Consider the following 17,488-nt stretch of genomic DNA (forward strand, 5'->3'; position numbering starts at 1 on the left):
CGGCCGCCGAAATGGCGGCCGACGGCTTTTTCCGGATCGCCTTGGGCGTTGAATACAAAGGCTCGCGCTATCGCGGCTGGCAGCGTCAGGCCTCCGGCGTATTGACGGTGCAGGAAACCCTCGAAGACGCACTGTCCAAAGTCGCCGATTCGCCCGTGTCGCTGCATTGCGCCGGTCGCACCGACGCCGGCGTGCACGCTTGCGGGCAAGTCGTGCATTTCGACACCCAGGTCGAGCGCTCGATGAAGGCCTGGGTCATGGGCGCCAATATCAACCTGCCGCACGATGTCAGCGTCAGCTGGGCGAAGGCGATGCCGGCGCATTTCCATGCGCGCTTCAAGGCCATCGCCCGGCGTTACCGCTACGTCATCTACAACGATCAGATCCGCCCGGCGCACCTGAACGAGGAAATCACCTGGAACCACCGTCCGCTGGATGTCGAGCGCATGGCCGAGGCCGCGCAATACCTGGTGGGTGTGCATGATTTCAGCGCTTTCCGCGCCGGCCAGTGCCAGGCCAAGTCGCCGATCAAGGAGCTGCATCACCTGCGCGTGACCCGTCACGGCAAGATGATTGTGCTCGATATCCGCGCCAGCGCGTTCCTGCACCACATGGTGCGCAACATTGCCGGTGTACTGATGACCATCGGCGCGGGTGAGCGGCCGGTGGAATGGGTCAAGGAAGTGCTCGAGAGCCGCATTCGTCGCTCGGGTGGCGTGACGGCGCATCCGTTTGGCCTGTACCTGGTGCAGGTGGAATATCACGACGAATTCGAGTTGCCGCAGCGTTACATCGGGCCACATTTCCTCACGGGCTTCTCGGAACTCGACGGCTGACGCCTTCCGCTGCATTTGTTACCATCCGGGACTTTCACGGATTTGCCTGAGGTTTTACTCACCATGCCGGTCGTTCGCAGCAAGATATGCGGAATCACCCGGGTCGAAGACGCGCTGGCGGCGGTCGAGGCCGGGGCGGACGCCATTGGGCTGGTGTTCTACGCCAAGAGTCCGCGGGCGGTGACGGTGCAGCAGGCGAGGGCGATCATCCAGGCCTTGCCACCCTTCGTCACGCCGGTCGGCCTGTTCGTCAATGCCAGCCGTTGCGAGCTGGGCGAAATCCTCGACGCGGTGCCGCTGGCCTTGCTGCAGTTCCATGGCGACGAGGCTCCGGCTGACTGCGAAGGCTGGCATCGACCGTACATCAAGGCTTTGCGGGTCAAGGCAGGCGACGACATCGCGGCCAGTTGCCAGGCTTTTTCCGGGGCCAGCGGTATCTTGCTGGACACGTACGTCGAGGGTGTCCCGGGTGGGACCGGCGAAGCGTTCGATTGGTCGCTGGTGCCGCAGGGGTTGCACAAGCCGATCATCCTCGCCGGTGGCCTGACGCCGGACAACGTGGCTGCGGCCATCGCCCAGGTTCGTCCCTACGCGGTGGACGTCAGCGGCGGGGTGGAACTGGCCAAGGGTATCAAGGACCCGGCGAAGATCCGGGCGTTCATGGCGGCCGTGCGCGGCAGCCAGTAGTCAATGTGACGGCTGGCAGACTGCCGCCGTCCATACCTGCACTGTACACAACAGGCAGGCGCCGCCTCCGGGCGGGCCGATAGCGTAAGGGTAACCGCGGCGTAGCGGTTGCCGGGATGGCAGGGGATGGTTGGGCTGGATGCAGGTCATGTTTCGCACTGACCGCGACGGTCTTCGATCCTCGCCGCACAATGAATTTGAGCTCAAGGGCATACGCGGGGCCGCGAACCAGAGCGTTCGGGCCGCCGGTACTGGAGAAAGAAAGCATGAGCAACTGGTTGGTAGACAAACTGATCCCTTCGATCATGCGTTCCGAGGTGAAGAAAAGCTCGGTGCCTGAAGGTCTGTGGCATAAATGTCCATCCTGCGAAGCGGTGCTGTACCGTCCTGAGCTGGAAAAGACCCTGGACGTTTGCCCCAAGTGCAACCACCACATGCGCATCGGTGCGCGTGCCCGTATCGATATTTTCCTCGACGCAGAAGGCCGCGTGGAGCTGGGTGCCGACCTGGAGCCAGTAGATCGCCTGAAATTCCGCGACGGCAAGAAGTACAAGGATCGCCTGACCGCGGCCCAGAAGCAGACCGGCGAGAAAGACGCCCTGGTGTCCATGAGCGGCACCCTGCTGGGCATGCCGGTGGTGGTTTCGGCCTTCGAATTTTCCTTCATGGGCGGTTCCATGGGCGCCATCGTCGGCGAGCGCTTCGTTCGCGCGGCCAACTACGCCCTGGAAAACCGTTGCCCGATGATCTGCTTCGCCGCCTCCGGTGGCGCGCGGATGCAGGAAGCCCTGATCTCGCTGATGCAAATGGCCAAGACCTCCGCGGTACTGGCGCGTCTGCGTGAAGAAGGCATTCCGTTCATCTCGGTGCTGACCGATCCGGTCTATGGCGGTGTTTCTGCCAGTCTGGCGATGCTGGGCGACGTGATCGTCGGCGAGCCGAAAGCCCTGATCGGCTTCGCCGGCCCGCGCGTGATCGAGCAGACCGTGCGTGAAAAACTCCCGGAAGGCTTCCAGCGCAGCGAATTCCTGCTGGAGCACGGCGCGATCGACATGATCATTCATCGCCAGGAACTGCGTCCGCGCCTGGGTAACCTGCTGGCGCAGCTGATGGGCCTGCCGACGCCGAAGTTCGTCGCCACGCCGATCGAGCCGATGGTGGTTCCGCCGGCGCCCGCCGGCCTATGACCGAACGTACCCTGGGCGACTGGCTTGCCTACCTCGAGCAGTTGCATCCAACGGCCATCGACATGGGGCTGGGGCGCTCGCAAACGGTAGCGTCCCGCATGGGACTGGCCAGGCCGGCGCCCCGGGTCATCACCGTCACCGGCACCAACGGCAAGGGTTCGACCTGCGCCTTCGTGGCCTCGCTGCTGCGGGCACAGGGGCTGAGTGTCGGTGTCTACAGTTCGCCGCACCTGCTGCGCTACAACGAGCGAGTGCAAGTGAACGGCGTCGAAGCCACTGACGCCCAGCTGTGCGAAGCCTTTGCCGCGGTGGAAGTCGGGCGGGGCGATACAACTCTCACGTATTTCGAGATGGGCACCCTGGCAGCGTTCTGGCTGTTTGCCCGTGCCGGCCTGGATGCGGTGGTGCTCGAAGTGGGCCTGGGTGGACGGCTGGATACGGTCAATCTCGTGGATGCGGACATTGCTCTGGTCACCAGTATCGGGGTTGATCACGCCGATTACCTGGGCAATACCCGCGAATCCGTTGCTTTCGAGAAGGCCGGTATCTTTCGCCAGGGTGCGCCGGCACTCTGCGGCGATCTCGATCCGCCGCAACCGTTGCTGGATAAAGTCCGCGAACTGGGTTGTCCGTTCTTTCTGCGCGGGCGGGATTTCGATCTGGCCATGACCGAGCAGCACTGGCAATGGCGTGGCAGCGATGCCCGGGGCAACCCCGTCGAGCTGCACGATCTGCCGCTGCTGGACCTGCCGATGGAAAACGCCGCACTGGCGTTGCAGGCCTACTTGCTGATGGACTTGCCCTGGGAAGCCGGTCAAATCGTCCAGGCGTTGCAGGCGACCCGCGTCGTCGGTCGTCTTGATCGCCGCTCCTTTGATTGGCAAGGCAAACGCCTCAATCTGCTGTTGGATGTCGGCCACAACCCTCATGCGGCGCAGTACCTGGCGGAACGGTTGGCCCGTCGTCCGGTGGCGGGCAAGCGCCTGGCGGTGTTTGGCCTGCTGTCCGACAAAGACCTGGATGGCGTTGTCGATGCGTTGAATGCTAGTGTCCAGCACTGGGCCGTGGCGCCGTTGGATTCGCCGCGTTCGCGTCCTGCCGGTGAGTTGCAGGCAGCCTTGCAGCATCGTGGCGCTTCGGTGGATGCTTATGGCAGCGTGGCCGACGCGCTGGAAGGGCAGTGTGCTCTGGCGACGGCCGATGATGAAATCCTGTTGTTCGGCTCATTTTTTTGCGTCGCCGAGGCCCTTCAATGGCTGGCCCGGCGCTCCACGGAGGAAGCTGCAGATGGCATTGCTGGATAAGGCTTATAAGCAGCGCATGGTCGGAGCCCTGGTATTGGTGGCCCTGGCGGTGATTTTCCTGCCGATGCTGTTTTCCCGCCAGGACGAGCAGCGCCAGGTCACCGTTGAAGCGCCTGCCGCGCCCCAGACGCCCTCGGTGCCACCTGTGCAGGTCGATCCGGTGCCGGTGCCCGAGCCGCAGGCGCTGCCCCAGGAGCCGGTGCCGAGCGATGAAGAGCTGGCCCAGGAGCCTGCTGCTCCAGCTACACCTATCGCGCCCGCACCTGCTCCGGCTGTGCCGAGCAAGCCGGTTGCCGCGCCAACGCCTGCCCCGGCAACCCCTGCGAACAAGCCGGCGCCCAGCCAGCCCATCACTGCCGCCCCCAAGCCAGACACTACACAGAGCCGCGTCGATGCCAACGGCCTCTCCGTCAGTTGGTCGGTGCAACTGGCCAGCCTGACCAGTCGTGACAGCGCTGAAAAACTGCAGAAGAACCTACGCAGCCAGGGCTACAACGCCTACATCCGCTCCGCCGATGGCAAGAATCGGGTCTTTGTCGGTCCGTTGATCGAGCGTGCCGAGGCCGACCGCCTGCGCGACTTGCTCAATCGCCAGCAGAACCTCAAGGGTTTTGTGGTGCGCTTCCAGCCAGAGCGCGGTTGACCGCCATTTAGCTGATTTGAATCACGCAGCTTACCGACAGCCCTGCGCTCTGCTAAAATGCGCCGCCTTATCCGTCTGTAGGCTGCACCGTGCCATTTACCTGGGTTGACTGGGCGATCGTTGCGATCGTCGCCATCTCCGCTTTGATCAGTCTGAGTCGCGGCTTCGTCAAGGAAGCGCTCTCGCTGCTGACCTGGATCATCGCGGGAGTCGTAGCCTGGATGTTTGGTGGCTCGCTGTCCCAGTACCTCGCCGGATACATCGAAACACCGTCGGCCCGCGTGATCGCGGGCTGTGCCATCTTGTTTATCGCCACCTTGCTGGTGGGCGCAATGATCAATTATCTGATCGGCGAACTGATTCGCGTCACCGGGCTTTCCGGGACGGACCGGTTCCTGGGCATGGCCTTCGGCGCGGCGCGTGGCGCGTTGCTGGTGGTCGTGGCCGTCGGGCTCTTGAGCCTGGGGCCGGTACAGCAGGATACGTGGTGGCAGGAGTCCCGGCTCGTGCCACAATTTCTATTGGTCGCAGACTGGTCCAAGAACCTGATCCTGGGTTGGAGCAGTCAGTGGCTTGCCAGCGGTATCAGCGTACCCGCTGAAATACCGTTCAAGGAACAACTCTTGCCGATGGCCAAAACGCCGCAGTGAGTGTTGTTCAGTTCAGATCCATTAAGTAGGGGTTGCGTCGCATGTGTGGCATCGTCGGTATCGTCGGTAAGTCGAACGTCAATCAGGCGCTGTATGACGCGCTAACCGTGCTCCAGCACCGCGGCCAGGACGCTGCCGGTATCGTGACCAGCCATGACGGCCGGTTATTCCTGCGCAAGGACAACGGCCTGGTGCGTGACGTGTTCCACCAGCGTCACATGCAGCGCCTCGTAGGCCACATGGGCATCGGCCATGTGCGTTACCCGACAGCGGGCAGCTCGACTTCGGCCGAAGCCCAGCCGTTCTATGTCAACTCGCCGTACGGCATCACGTTGGCGCACAACGGCAACCTGACCAACGTCGAGCAACTGGCCAAGGAGATCTACGAATCTGACTTGCGCCACGTCAACACCAGTTCCGACTCGGAAGTGATGCTTAACGTCTTCGCCCACGAGCTGGCCCAGCGCGGCAAGCTGCAGCCGACCGAAGAAGACGTGTTCGCCGCCGTGACCGACGTGCACAACCGTTGCGTGGGTGGCTACTCGGTGGTGGCGATGATCACCGGCTACGGCATCGTAGGCTTCCGCGACCCGCACGGTATCCGTCCGATCGTGTTCGGCCAGCGTCACACCGATGAAGGCGTCGAGTACATGATCGCCTCCGAAAGTGTTTCCCTGGATGTGCTCGGCTTCACCCTGATTCGCGACCTGGCCCCGGGCGAAGCGGTCTACATCACTGAGGACGGCAAGCTGTACACCCGCCAGTGCGCGACCAACCCGAGCCTGACCCCGTGCATCTTCGAACACGTCTACCTGGCGCGTCCGGACTCGATCATCGACGGTATCTCGGTCTACAAGGCGCGCCTGCGCATGGGCGAGAAGCTGGCCGACAAGATCCTGCGCGAGCGTCCGGACCATGACATCGACGTAGTCATCCCGATCCCGGATACCAGCCGCACCGCAGCCCTGGAACTGGCGAACCACCTGGGCGTGAAGTTCCGCGAAGGCTTCGTGAAGAACCGCTACATCGGCCGTACCTTCATCATGCCGGGCCAGGCTGCACGGAAAAAATCCGTACGCCAGAAACTCAACGCCATCGAGCTGGAATTCCGCGGCAAGAACGTGATGCTGGTGGACGATTCCATCGTGCGCGGTACAACTTGCAAGCAGATCATCCAGATGGCCCGCGAAGCCGGCGCCAAGAACGTCTATTTCTGCTCGGCTGCCCCGGCCGTGCGCTACCCGAACGTCTACGGCATCGACATGCCGAGTGCCCATGAGCTGATCGCTCATAACCGCACGACCCAGGAAGTGGCCGACCTGATCGGCGCCGACTGGCTGATCTACCAGGACCTGCCGGACCTCATCGAGGCGGTGGGTGGCGGCAAGATCAAGATCGAGCAGTTCGATTGCGCAGTGTTCGACGGCAAGTACGTCACCGGCGACATCGACGAGGCCTACCTGAACCGGATCGAGAACGCGCGTAACGATGCGTCCAAGGCCAAGACTCAGGCGGTCAGCGCGATCATCGATCTGTACAACAACTAAGTGACACCCAACCGGCCCTGAGGGGCCGGTTTGCGTTCAACCGAATAAAGGAGTGGCAGCATGAGTCAGGATTGGGATGCCGGTCGGCTGGACAGCGACCTTGAAGGCGTAGCGTTCGATACCCTGGCGGTTCGCGCGGGCCAGCACCGTACGCCGGAAGCCGAGCATGGCGATCCGATGTTCTTCACCTCAAGCTATGTGTTCCGCACGGCCGCCGATGCGGCGGCGCGGTTTGCCGGCGAGGTGCCGGGCAATGTCTACTCGCGCTACACCAACCCGACCGTGCGGGCTTTCGAGGAGCGCATCGCCGCCCTGGAAGGTGCCGAGCAAGCGGTTGCCACCGCCACTGGCATGGCCGCGATCATGGCTGTAGTGATGAGCTTTTGCAGTGCCGGCGATCACGTGCTGGTGTCGCGCAGCGTCTTCGGTTCGACCATCAGCCTGTTCGAAAAGTACTTCAAGCGTTTCGGCGTGGAAGTCGATTACGTGCCCCTGGCGGACCTTTCCGGTTGGGATGCCGCCATCAAGGCCAACACCAAGTTGCTCTTCGTCGAGTCGCCTTCCAATCCTTTGGCCGAACTGGTGGACATCGCCGCGTTGGCGGAAATCGCCCATGCCAAGGGTGCCATGCTGGTGGTCGACAACTGCTTCTGTACCCCGGCGCTGCAACAACCGCTGAAGCTGGGTGCGGACGTGGTGGTGCATTCGGCCACCAAGTTCATCGACGGCCAGGGCCGTTGCATGGGCGGTGTCGTCGCCGGTCGTGGCGAGCAGATGAAAGAGGTTGTTGGCTTCTTGCGCACTGCAGGGCCAACCCTCAGTCCGTTCAACGCCTGGATCTTCCTCAAGGGCCTGGAAACCCTCGGCCTGCGAATGAAGGCCCATTGCGCCAATGCCCAGGCGTTGGCTGAGTGGCTGGAGCAGCAGGACGGCATCGAGAAAGTGCATTACGCGGGCCTCAAGAGCCATCCGCAACACGAACTGGCCTTGCGTCAGCAGCGCGGTTTCGGCGCGGTGGTGAGCTTTGAGGTCAAGGGCGGCAAGGAGGGCGCCTGGCGCTTCATCGATGCGACCCGGTTGATTTCCATCACCGCCAACCTGGGCGACAGCAAGACCACCATTACTCACCCGAGTACCACGTCCCATGGTCGCCTGTCGCCCCAAGAGAGGGAATCGGCGGGTATTCGCGACAGTCTGATCCGCGTGGCGGTCGGCCTGGAAGACGTAGCGGACCTGCAAGCCGATCTGGCCCGCGGGTTGGCGGCCTTGTGATCGAGCTGGCAACGCCGCCGAGCGGTACTCATGGCCGGGTTGCATTGGTTACGGGCGCCGCGCGGGGCATCGGCCTCGGTATTGCCGCCTGGTTGATCAGTGAGGGCTGGCAGGTCGTATTGACCGATCTGGATCGCGAGCGCGGTTCCAAGGTCGCGAAGACCTTGGGTGACAATGCCTGGTTCATTGCCATGGACGTGGCGGACGAGGCGCAGGTCGCCACCGGCATTGCGGAAGTACTTGGGCAGTTCGGCAGACTCGACGCGCTGGTGTGCAACGCGGCCATTGCCGACCCGCACAACATCACCCTCGAAAGCCTCGACCTGGCTCACTGGAACCGGGTCCTGGCGGTGAACCTGGGTGGGCCGATGCTGCTGGCCAAGCATTGCGCGCCATACCTGCGCGCCCACAACGGTGCCATCGTCAACCTGGCCTCGACCCGCGCTGCGCAGTCGGAGCCGGATACCGAGGCCTATGCGGCCAGCAAGGGCGGCCTGCTGGCCCTGACCCATGCCTTGGCGATCAGCCTCGGGCCGGAGATCCGGGTCAATGCCGTCAGCCCTGGCTGGATCGACGCGCGAGACCCATCGCAGCGTCGTGCGCAGCCGCTCACCGATGCCGATCACGCCCAGCATCCGGCGGGTAGGGTCGGCACGGTAGAGGACGTGGCGGCCATGGTGGCGTGGCTGCTGTCGCGCAATGCCGGTTTCGTCACGGGGCAGGAGTTCGTGGTGGACGGCGGCATGACCAAGAAAATGATTTACGAGTGAGCGCGGTAGCGGGTGTCGTTGAACTGTTTTGAAAAAAACTTCAACGCTGCTATTGACTTAGCATCGGTACCTGCGTAAATTTCGCGGCCTCAACGCAGCAAAGGGTGATTAGCTCAGCCGGGAGAGCGTCTGCCTTACAAGCAGAATGTCGGCGGTTCGATCCCGTCATCACCCACCATGTTTCTTGAGAGTCTTGCGAAAGCAAGATGGAAGCTGTCAAAAGCCTCCACCGACGCGCAGCGGTAGTTCAGTCGGTTAGAATACCGGCCTGTCACGCCGGGGGTCGCGGGTTCGAGTCCCGTCCGCTGCGCCATATTTTCCGAATCAGGTTCGCCTGGTTCGAGATCCAGACCCAAGGGTTTGATCAGACGAGTTAACTGGACGCAAGTCCATAGCGATACGCAGCGGTAGTTCAGTCGGTTAGAATACCGGCCTGTCACGCCGGGGGTCGCGGGTTCGAGTCCCGTCCGCTGCGCCATATCTGCTTCGAGGCCCACTGAACGCCTTGAAGCTAAGAAGAAAGCTGAAGAGCTTCTTCCAATCGATAGCAAAGACCCTGGTCGAAAGACCGGGGTTTTTTGTTTCCGGAATTTGGAAGATTGGAACAAGCCCCGTGACGAGGGAGCTTGCTCCCGCTGGGCTGCAAAGCAGCCCTTCGGTGTTGAAGCCTCAGAACCCCAACCGATCCCGCAATCCATAATACCAAGCCCCCATCGCCGCAAACGGCGTACGCAGCAACTGACCACCGGGGAAGGGGTAGTGCGGCAGGTCCGCAAACGCATCAAAACGCTCCGCCTGCCCACGCAGCGCCTCGGCCAGCACCTTGCCCGCCAAGTGCGTATACGTGACGCCATGACCGCTGCAGCCCTGGGAATAGTAGATGTTATCCCCCAACCGCCCGACCTGCGGAAGACGCGAGAGCGTCAGCAGGAAATTTCCGGTCCAGGCGTAATCGATCTTTACATCCTTGAGCTGCGGGAACGCCTTGAGCATCTTCGGCCGGATGATCGCCTCGATGTTCGCCGGATCCCGCGCGCCATACACCACGCCGCCACCGAAAATCAGACGCTTGTCGCCCGTCAACCGGTAGTAGTCGAGCAAGTAGTTGCAGTCTTCGACGCAATAATCCTGTGGCAGCAGGCGATGCGCCAGTTCATCACCCAGCGGCTCGGTGGCAATCACCTGCGTGCCACAAGGCATCGACTTGGCCGCGAGCTCCGGTACCAGATTGCCCAGATATGCATTGCCCGCCACGATAATGAACTTGGCCCTGACCTTGCCCTGCGGCGTATGCACAACCGGACTGGCACCGCGCTCGATGCGCACCGCCGGCGATTGCTCATAAATCACCCCACCCAACGATTCCACCGCCGCTGCTTCGCCCAGCGCCAGGTTAAGCGGATGAATATGCCCGCCGCTCATGTCCAGCATGCCGCCGACATACTCATCGCAAGCCACCACCTCGCGGATACGCCGCTGATCCAGCAGCTCCAGCTGCGTATGACCGAAACGCTCCCATAAACGCTTCTGCGACTCCAGATGGCCCATCTGTTTAGCGGTAAGGGCGGCAAACACACCGCCATCCTTCAGATCGCACTGAATCTGATACTTCGCCACCCGCTCGCGAATGATCCGCCCGCCCTCGAACGCCATGTTGCCGAGCAACTGCGCCTGCTGCGGGCCGACGCTGCGCTCGATCACATCGATGTCGCGGCTATAGCTGTTAACGATCTGGCCGCCGTTGCGACCCGAAGCCCCGAACCCAACCTTGGCTGCCTCAAGGACGGTGACCTTGAAACCGTGCTCCAGCAGAAACAGCGCAGAAGACAACCCCGTATAGCCCGCACCGATCACGCACACATCGGTTTCGACATCGTCCTGCAGAGCAGGGCGCGACGGCGCCGGGTTGGCCGATGCGGCGTAATAGGACGCTGGGTAGGATGTGTTCGCCATTCTGGAACCTCTGTTTTATATTTTTTACGAATGCAGCGATCCTACCCGAGATAAAAATCCGCCGCCAGCCACCGCCGAATCTTCGTCGCGGCGGGGAAATTAAATATTTTGCATATTCATAGGGTTAGGTGAAAAAAAGGTGTTGACACCCCTTTGGAATTCCGTAGAATGCCGCCTCACAGCAGGCACGTAGCTCAGTTGGTTAGAGCACCACCTTGACATGGTGGGGGTCGTTGGTTCGAGTCCAATCGCGCCTACCAAACAAAATCCGCTCTGCTGGGCGGTCTAGAAGGGCCCACCGAAAGGTGGGCCCTTTTTGCGTTTGGGGGTTTTTAAAGCTGCGACGTAGGAGGTTTCTGAAAATCTCTATAAAGGCACCCATCTGGTCCCAGGCCCCTCGCCAGAAATTTTTTATCCCGTTACGCTCTGAATGTGTTCAGGAAAAGAGTTTGGTAAGCCGTGGATTGAGCGTATCGCTGGCGTTACTACCAACTGCTCGGTGCTATGCATCGAGCCTTGATTTCGCTGTTATAGTATTTGAGCAATTCGGTAGGTTTGGTGACGTTATGACAGTAGCAGCTCAAAGCAAAGGCTCTTGGTCGGGGCCGACCATCGCCATGACTATGGTTGCGGCATGCTTGGTCATGACTGATCAAATGGCATTTGCCGAAGTAGCGCCAGCCAAGCGGTCAACTGAAGCGGCGAAGCGGACCCAGGCGAACGTGCAGGATCTTGTGAAAAGTGTTGTTGGCGAACTGCGCAAACTCGAAGCCGACATGAGTAAATACACCAGGATATTGTGTGAGAAAGACGTTCCAGAAGGCCATTTCGAAGACCATCCTTTTGGCTTGATCGCAGACACCTCAGGTTTGTAGAGAAGAAGCTTCGTGAAGTTGGTACTCCGGTCGGGCGCGAGAAAGAGTTCAATACGCTGCTTCGGGCTGTAGCGAAGGCGCGCTCGGTCGCGGCCATGAATGATTCCCTGATACGTCAACGCACCATCGTTCCGAATGTCATCGAAAGCGATATCGACTTGGACGGTCTGAAAACCCTGACGGCCCGCAACACGCGGCGTCTGATCGATCAAGTCGGATAGTGGCTATTCGATTCGAAATCCATCCTGAGTTGCGGCTGATATTGAGTTGGCACTCGCAGCCCATCCTTTCGCACTAGCCCAGATAATCAAGGATTTTACCGTTTGCATGGATAGCAAAGGTCAGTCACTTCCCAGTTACATGGGGTGTGATCAGCCGTATCACGAGCCAGCAGCGGCTCGATCCGGGCAACTTCGTCATATTCATATAGCTTTACCACCCCAAGCGTTCAGGGCCTCTGATCGGCAGGCCTACAGAAAGTGCGGCATAAAGCGGCCGCATTTGGATGCCGCTTTGGTCTACGTGCAGGGCGAGCTTTATGAAGACCGATACATGATCCTGGCATTTTTCGCGCCCTCTGCGCATGACAAGGCGAAAGTCAATGCTGTAATGACTAGGCTTGGGGTACTGGCAAAAAAATTCCGAGACGAGAATTGACTTAAATTTTTTCCTGGCCGGATTTGGAGGACTCTGCGCGGTGGGAAGGCCGGCCAGATGATTCCCAGGTTTGTTTTTGCTTCTGTGCGCTGCGAGCTTCCATCGAATGGATTCGCTTGGATCAGCCGGGAGTTGACCAAAAAATAAATCCGTCCCCTTTTCTCTTTTTGGTTAGATTGCGTCTTGGAGCGGGAGGCAGCGTGAAAACAATAGTTGTCCATGCGGAATAGCTCTGTTTTTATGGCAGCGTGTCCAGCTTTTCAAGCGCCACACAGCAGACATAGCCCGGCCATTGCGCTGGGCTTTTAGTTTCCGATTGGGCCGCCGATACATTCATCACTCATTTCAAATGGATGTAATCGGATGGTCATGTACTTACTCCTGTCGGGGCTCGGCTTAATGGTTGCTATGCAAGTGGTCATTTTCTGCGTTGCCATAAAAAATTCGTTACCCCAAGCCATGCTCTGCTTAGTCATACCTTTTTACGTGTACGTCTATGCGAAGAAAGACTCACAAACAAAGGTGTTCCTCTGGGGTTGGTACTTGGGAATTTTTTTGCTCACCGCGGGGGTCGTAGCCTCGGCTTAAAGATATCTCCACATATTCATGAGCCTCGGCATCTGCCGGGGCTTTTCGTTTTCAGGGAAAAAGAGTGTGAAAGGGGACAGATTTTTTTGCGTCTTTCCTGCGCTGAAATCTTCCATCGAATGGATTCGCTCGGATCAACTAGTAGTTGGTGGGAAATAAATCCGTCCCTTTTTTGCTTGTACCAGGGAGCGTCGTCCGGCTGGCCGTACACCCGGCACCACTCCATCCACACGATGTTCACGTTCCATCGCTTGGCTATCTGGTCGATGAAGATCAGCGTCTCCTCGCGCTCTTTGCCAGTGTTCTGGAAGAATAGATAAACATCCGGTGGCAGTACGCCGCCGTGGGCTTCGTAGGCCATGTGTCCGCTGGTGCGACCACCGCTGATGCCGATCTGGGCCGGGCCCTGGATCAGATAGGGATTCATGTTTGCTCCCAACAGCCACCGGCCTCGCCGGTTGGCGTGATTCGAGTTTGTGGGCTATTGGTTGATGGTCCGGCATGGGCTGGATCAAGGAGCCTGAGATGGACGGAAAACCTTCCAACAAATTGATCGCAGAGCAAAGCGGTCTGACCGAAGCAGAGGTCGGAACGTACTTAACAGCTCTCGAAATGCAGGCAGATGGAAGCTGGATGGTTTATTTCGGTGTTGAAGTTGCTCAGTTGCCAGATGCCGACAAGAAAATTAATGCATCCCGAACGCTGTTGATTCCAAGCTGGCTCGCCAAGCACTGGGTAGATCGAGATATCGGCTAGGGCGCCGCCCTCCGTGACCGGTGGTGGCAAATTGGGTTGGGTTGTGCTGGCTAGTTCCGAGGCGCTGTGCCTTACTAAACCTCCATTTCGAAAGCAAGGGCAAGCTATGTCGGTAAAGATTGATAAATCGGGTTTTGATAGGCTCAAGCAGAACATTGATAAGTTGGCTGCGACGAAAGAGGTAAAGCTCGGGGACATGATGAATCCCGCTTTTATCGCTGCTCATAGTTCGTTCGCTGATCTTGATGGGCTCGTTAAGGGGTCAGGCTTCAAGGTCGAATCTATCGAGGATTTCAAAGCGATTCCTGATGATGAGTGGGACGTCTTCATCAAAGAAAATACCGATTTCGACAGCTGGCTTGAGATGCAACAGGCAGCACACCGCGATTACGTCGCGGGCATCATGGGAGCTGGTCTTAAAAAATAATCCGAACATTGCAGATCGATTCAGGCGTCGGCGCCTGTCTTGGCAAACTTCTCAAGCTGTCGCGACTGTTTTTCAGTCACCAAGAGGAATCGGGGGACAGACCACGATTACGAGACGGATGAAGGCACAGCCGTGTGCCGCGAGGGGCTGCGACGCAAATTCCTACACAAATCTCGGAAGCCAGCGCATTGCAGCATTTCAATGCGCAACCTATTGTCTCTCTGTCGCCCAGATGGCGATTCGGGTTTGGCGACTCGGTTGAATGAAGCGCAGAAGCTCCTGCCCATTATCAATTGAAGGTAACTGCTCATGACCCGATACATGCCCATCACAGGCATCGACTGCATCCCCGCAACCCTGCTCATCGACACCGAAGCGCCTCTAGACGTCCTTTTCGAAACCGCCGATTACCGCATCCGCACGGTGGCTCAGGTTCTGGAAAATATCGCGTTCCGCTCTGACATCAGCTCAGACACGGTGGTGCTGACTGATTTTTGTAAGTTGCTGACCACGTCTTTGCGCGATGGTTGTGATGTCATGGATGTGATCGGGCGACGATTGCGAGCGCAGGTGGCGGAATAAATGAAACGGGCGACTTGTCAGTCGCCCGTTCCTCTGACGAATGCATGGCTGCAAAATGTACGTGATGCTGGCCTGATTGCCGGGCTCTTTCGACTCCTTGGGCCTTCCAAAAGCTCTCTCGCCCCAAGCATCAGTCTTCAACGATCTGCGCCATATCTCGGGCCTTGGCTACATGACCGATCGCTCGGACAAACTCCTCGCTGTCACCATCAGCCAACACTTGAGAAAGATATTCAATGGCTGCTTCATCGCTATTGAGCAGCGCAGCCATATCGAATGTCGTCAGGTTTTGACTCATGTTCAAATCTCCTTTGCCAATTTCTCGCTCGCCGAACAGGACGGGGCAGGGGCCGGCTACGGTTTGTGATGCGGGCCGGATACAAGCGGATCCAAAATAGCAATCTCTCCCCCAGTCGGCGCTCAAGCCTGCCGCTTGTTTCAATTACCGAGTTCTCGCAACCACCCCACTCATATACAGATTCAAATCGCGCAGATCCATAACGCTCCAAGCATGTGGCGGTAACCGTACCCCATTCTCTCGCAACGTCTTCGGAATCAAGTCGCCATTCGGGCGAAGGATTATCGATGACACAATTACGCCCGGATAATCTCTCAGTCGCTTTTTGAAGGCGGATGTCGTCAGGTCAGGTGTGGGAGGATTGCTTTTTCGAAAGGGCCACAGGATGACGCATCTACCCGCAGGCTCGCAAAAATAGATATCCCTCATGACGGACGCCCGCTAGCATGACGACGCTTCGTAGGAGACGGAGCGGTCCATTGCCATTAAAAGGGAGCGTCGTACTATGAAAACCATTGACCGGATTTTACTGGGACTGGGGCTGTTGATTCCTCTTTGGTTGTTCGCGGGTGTGGCGCTGACGTCGCTGGGCTATCCGGGTTATAGCCATCTCGACCAGGCGATGAGTATGTTGGGCGCGGTAGGGGCTCCCACGCATGGTTATTCGGCCTGGGTGAATAACTTTCCGCTGGGCGTGCTGTTCGTACTGTTCGCGATAGGTTTGATACGCAACTTCGGGGGGTCGCGCCTCGCCCTGTTCAGCGCCGTTTTAGTATTGCTCCATGGCTTGGCGAGCTTTGCTGCTGGCTATTTTTCCTGTGATCAGGGATGTGCGCCGGCGCAGCCTTCAATTTCCCAGCAGGTTCATAACCTGGCGGGTTTGATCATGTTCGTCACGCTGGCGCTGGCCATTGTGTTGTGGGCTTTCCTCGGCAAACGACTGTTGTCGTCACCTGGTTTCGGAAGGTTCTCGATGCTTTGCTTGATCCTCGCTGTCGTGACGGTAGCGATGATGTCCAAGGCATTCGCCGAAGGGCATGGATTTGGCCTGTACCAAAGGCTTAATTACGGCGTATGCGTTGTGTGGATTGCGGCCTTGGCATGGATCGCTCTTCGTGTTGAAGTGACCCCGGCAAGCGTCCGTTAATGAGCGCCTTATAACCCATCTGCCCCGGCGGACATACTTGACCTCCATCTCACCGATTTTTGGATAGGGAAATCAATGAACAACTCCAAGCTTTCGATTGCACTGTCCTGTGCTGTTGCTCTTTTGATGTTGAGCGGATGCGCTGCTTCCGTGAAAAGCGGCGGAACTGAAACGCTTGTTATCCAGGAGTCAGCCAAGCAAAACCTGGTGGTGAACTTCCAGGGAAACAGCAAGGTTCAACAGAACGAGGACTGGCCTCGCTTGAAACAGGAATGGCGCGATGCCCTGCAAGTCGAAGCGACTCGTGCCGGCTACAGCCTTGCGGAGGGCCAGGCTTCGAGTCCTGGGGGTAAAGAGGGGGTTGGCATCAAGATCAATGTGAGCAATTTCCGTTATTTGACGCCTGGCGCACGCTACGGCGCAGGGGTCATGGTGGGGAATGCGTGGGTCAATTCCAGTGCAGATTACTCGGACTTGAAATCAGGCCGCCTGATTGGCACCCGGACGTATGACACGTCGTCGTCTGCCTGGGAAGGCGTCATGTCGGCGATGACCAAGGAGCAGGTCGAGGCTATTTCCCAGAAAATCATCAGTGACATCAAGGGCGCAAAAGCCAAGTAAGGCGAGGAACCCGGTTCGCTTTCAGTCTTTGTTCGGTTTTCTGGAAAAAAAGCGCCATGCCTTTTGGGGCGGCTTCGCCCAAAGCGTCGGACCGTCCCAGCGGGAGCAAGCTCCCTCGCCACGGGATTTTTTGTGTCGCGGCTCACGCAGCCAAAGGCCAACCGACGCGCGCTGCACTGCGCAGGCTGGCTTTAACAACCAAGCGGTGAAACGGGGCGATAACGAAGAGGTAGGCCCGGCCCAGACGGTTGTGGCAATGGACCACGGTAGAAAACACAAGTTGGCGAGTGTCTTCTGGCTCCCCTTCTTCAGGACACAAGATCGATATCCGGAAGTCGAGGTGCTTGTCGTCCTCTCCCAATACGATTTCGGTCTTGTTCGTGCTGTAGACCTTGAAGATTTGGATCCGATCAGCAAGCGTTGCCAGATGACTGGCTGTCTTGAGACCAAAGCAGGCAGCGATGGTGTCTCGGACTTTCATAAGCCATCCGATCCACGATGGCTGCTGGGAAATGATGAACCGAGCCAGCAAATCTGGATTGCTGGATGTGCCCGCAGGTAGCCGAATCGCAAAAGCGTCCGCCAGGTTCATCGACTTGTAAAGGTGCGTGAGGCCGGACCTTAAGGGGACTGGGACGGACGTGACGAGCTCAAATTCTCGCGGCATTGGGGATCTCTCTCCTGAGTG

20 protein-coding genes, 4 tRNA genes and 2 pseudogenes are annotated in these 17,488 nt (G+C 59.0%); 21 read left to right on the top strand and 5 right to left on the bottom strand.

The annotated features are described in order from the left end of the window. Positions 1 to 11 precede the first annotated feature (11 nt). The 12 genes from truA (at position 12) to J3P79_RS09320 (ending at position 9,374) form a co-directional block, all read left to right on the top strand. Complete coding sequence (truA, locus tag J3P79_RS09265) at positions 12 to 836, top strand: tRNA pseudouridine(38-40) synthase TruA (protein ID WP_434611414.1); 825 nt, start codon at positions 12 to 14, stop codon at positions 834 to 836. Between the two features lie 63 nt (positions 837 to 899). Next, positions 900 to 1,523 (top strand): phosphoribosylanthranilate isomerase, encoded by a 624-nt coding sequence (locus J3P79_RS09270; protein WP_434609887.1) that lies wholly within the window; start codon positions 900 to 902, stop codon positions 1,521 to 1,523. Positions 1,524 to 1,789: 266 nt separating this feature from the next. Then, complete coding sequence (gene accD / locus J3P79_RS09275; protein ID WP_434609889.1) at positions 1,790 to 2,710, top strand: acetyl-CoA carboxylase, carboxyltransferase subunit beta; 921 nt, start codon at positions 1,790 to 1,792, stop codon at positions 2,708 to 2,710. Further along, positions 2,707 to 4,014 carry a bifunctional tetrahydrofolate synthase/dihydrofolate synthase gene (gene folC / locus J3P79_RS09280; RefSeq protein WP_434609890.1) on the top strand — a complete coding sequence of 436 codons (1,308 nt, stop codon included), beginning with the start codon at positions 2,707 to 2,709 and terminating at the stop codon, positions 4,012 to 4,014. The genes accD and folC overlap by 4 nt, the downstream gene beginning before the upstream one ends. Further along, on the top strand, positions 3,998 to 4,657 hold the full coding sequence (locus J3P79_RS09285) for an SPOR domain-containing protein (RefSeq protein ID WP_434609891.1): 660 nt from the start codon (positions 3,998 to 4,000) through the stop codon (positions 4,655 to 4,657). The genes folC and J3P79_RS09285 overlap by 17 nt, the downstream gene beginning before the upstream one ends. Before the next feature lie 89 nt (positions 4,658 to 4,746). Beyond that, entirely contained in the window at positions 4,747 to 5,307 is a 561-nt protein-coding gene (locus J3P79_RS09290; RefSeq protein WP_039593931.1) for a CvpA family protein, read from the top strand. Between the two features lie 41 nt (positions 5,308 to 5,348). Next, positions 5,349 to 6,854 carry an amidophosphoribosyltransferase gene (gene purF / locus J3P79_RS09295; protein ID WP_030142021.1) on the top strand — a complete coding sequence of 502 codons (1,506 nt, stop codon included), beginning with the start codon at positions 5,349 to 5,351 and terminating at the stop codon, positions 6,852 to 6,854. A 60-nt stretch (positions 6,855 to 6,914) separates the two neighbouring features. Continuing rightward, a complete protein-coding gene (locus tag J3P79_RS09300) occupies positions 6,915 to 8,126 on the top strand; it encodes an O-succinylhomoserine sulfhydrylase (protein ID WP_420765693.1) in 1,212 nt (403 codons plus the stop codon). Beyond that, positions 8,123 to 8,896 (top strand): SDR family oxidoreductase, encoded by a 774-nt coding sequence (locus J3P79_RS09305; RefSeq protein WP_434609893.1) that lies wholly within the window; start codon positions 8,123 to 8,125, stop codon positions 8,894 to 8,896. Before J3P79_RS09300 ends, J3P79_RS09305 begins: the two co-directional genes overlap by 4 nt. A gap of 102 nt (positions 8,897 to 8,998) precedes the next feature. Next, positions 8,999 to 9,074 (top strand) — tRNA-Val (locus J3P79_RS09310). A 58-nt stretch (positions 9,075 to 9,132) separates the two neighbouring features. Then, a tRNA-Asp gene (locus tag J3P79_RS09315) sits at positions 9,133 to 9,209 on the top strand. Between the two features lie 88 nt (positions 9,210 to 9,297). Further along, positions 9,298 to 9,374, top strand: a tRNA-Asp gene (locus J3P79_RS09320). A 191-nt stretch (positions 9,375 to 9,565) separates the two neighbouring features. Here the strand turns inward: J3P79_RS09320 and J3P79_RS09325 are convergent. Next, positions 9,566 to 10,849 (bottom strand): NAD(P)/FAD-dependent oxidoreductase, encoded by a 1,284-nt coding sequence (locus J3P79_RS09325; protein WP_434609894.1) that lies wholly within the window; start codon positions 10,847 to 10,849, stop codon positions 9,566 to 9,568. Between the two features lie 183 nt (positions 10,850 to 11,032). Here J3P79_RS09325 and J3P79_RS09330 point away from each other — a divergent pair. From J3P79_RS09330 to J3P79_RS09345, 4 genes are all read left to right on the top strand, one after another. Next, positions 11,033 to 11,109: transfer RNA gene (locus J3P79_RS09330), tRNA-Val, on the top strand. 306 nt (positions 11,110 to 11,415) lie between these two features. Then, positions 11,416 to 11,724 carry a hypothetical protein gene (locus J3P79_RS09335; RefSeq protein WP_434609896.1) on the top strand — a complete coding sequence of 103 codons (309 nt, stop codon included), beginning with the start codon at positions 11,416 to 11,418 and terminating at the stop codon, positions 11,722 to 11,724. Positions 11,725 to 11,819: 95 nt separating this feature from the next. Then, complete coding sequence (locus J3P79_RS09340) at positions 11,820 to 11,945, top strand: hypothetical protein (RefSeq protein WP_434609898.1); 126 nt, start codon at positions 11,820 to 11,822, stop codon at positions 11,943 to 11,945. A gap of 139 nt (positions 11,946 to 12,084) precedes the next feature. Beyond that, the gene (locus J3P79_RS09345; protein WP_434611415.1) at positions 12,085 to 12,381 is read left to right on the top strand and encodes a type II toxin-antitoxin system YafO family toxin; all 297 of its coding nucleotides are present in this window, start codon (positions 12,085 to 12,087) and stop codon (positions 12,379 to 12,381) included. Positions 12,382 to 12,985: 604 nt separating this feature from the next. Here the strand turns inward: J3P79_RS09345 and J3P79_RS09350 are convergent. Then, a complete protein-coding gene (locus J3P79_RS09350; protein WP_434609899.1) occupies positions 12,986 to 13,396 on the bottom strand; it encodes a hypothetical protein in 411 nt (136 codons plus the stop codon). Between the two features lie 98 nt (positions 13,397 to 13,494). Here J3P79_RS09350 and J3P79_RS09355 point away from each other — a divergent pair, with 98 nt between their 5' ends. From J3P79_RS09355 to J3P79_RS09365, 3 genes are all read left to right on the top strand, one after another. Continuing rightward, positions 13,495 to 13,725: a hypothetical protein gene (locus J3P79_RS09355; RefSeq protein ID WP_434609901.1), complete on the top strand. Its 231-nt coding sequence runs from the start codon at positions 13,495 to 13,497 to the stop codon at positions 13,723 to 13,725. Between the two features lie 13 nt (positions 13,726 to 13,738). Continuing rightward, positions 13,739 to 14,152 carry a hypothetical protein gene (locus tag J3P79_RS09360; RefSeq protein ID WP_434609903.1) on the top strand — a complete coding sequence of 138 codons (414 nt, stop codon included), beginning with the start codon at positions 13,739 to 13,741 and terminating at the stop codon, positions 14,150 to 14,152. 309 nt (positions 14,153 to 14,461) lie between these two features. Continuing rightward, on the top strand, positions 14,462 to 14,734 hold the full coding sequence (locus tag J3P79_RS09365) for a hypothetical protein (protein WP_434609905.1): 273 nt from the start codon (positions 14,462 to 14,464) through the stop codon (positions 14,732 to 14,734). A 133-nt stretch (positions 14,735 to 14,867) separates the two neighbouring features. Here J3P79_RS09365 and J3P79_RS09370 read toward each other — a convergent pair. Both J3P79_RS09370 and J3P79_RS09375 read right to left on the bottom strand, forming a co-directional pair. Further along, positions 14,868 to 15,032: pseudogene (locus J3P79_RS09370) on the bottom strand (DNA-binding protein); the annotation flags it as partial. 144 nt (positions 15,033 to 15,176) lie between these two features. After that, positions 15,177 to 15,401: pseudogene (locus J3P79_RS09375) on the bottom strand (cytochrome c); the annotation flags it as partial. A gap of 136 nt (positions 15,402 to 15,537) precedes the next feature. Here J3P79_RS09375 and J3P79_RS09380 point away from each other — a divergent pair. Together J3P79_RS09380 and J3P79_RS09385 are read left to right on the top strand one after the other, a co-directional pair. After that, positions 15,538 to 16,179, top strand: coding sequence for a DUF998 domain-containing protein (locus J3P79_RS09380; RefSeq protein WP_434609906.1), 642 nt, complete (start codon positions 15,538 to 15,540; stop codon positions 16,177 to 16,179). 75 nt (positions 16,180 to 16,254) lie between these two features. After that, the gene (locus J3P79_RS09385; RefSeq protein ID WP_434609907.1) at positions 16,255 to 16,800 is read left to right on the top strand and encodes a hypothetical protein; all 546 of its coding nucleotides are present in this window, start codon (positions 16,255 to 16,257) and stop codon (positions 16,798 to 16,800) included. Between the two features lie 142 nt (positions 16,801 to 16,942). Here the strand turns inward: J3P79_RS09385 and J3P79_RS09390 are convergent, their stop codons facing one another. Continuing rightward, a complete protein-coding gene (locus tag J3P79_RS09390) occupies positions 16,943 to 17,467 on the bottom strand; it encodes a DUF2867 domain-containing protein (protein WP_434609909.1) in 525 nt (174 codons plus the stop codon). Positions 17,468 to 17,488: the final 21 nt, after the last annotated feature.

The sequence above is a fragment of the Pseudomonas sp. R1-7 genome (assembly GCF_051132105.1).
Lineage (GTDB): Bacteria > Pseudomonadota > Gammaproteobacteria > Pseudomonadales > Pseudomonadaceae > Aquipseudomonas.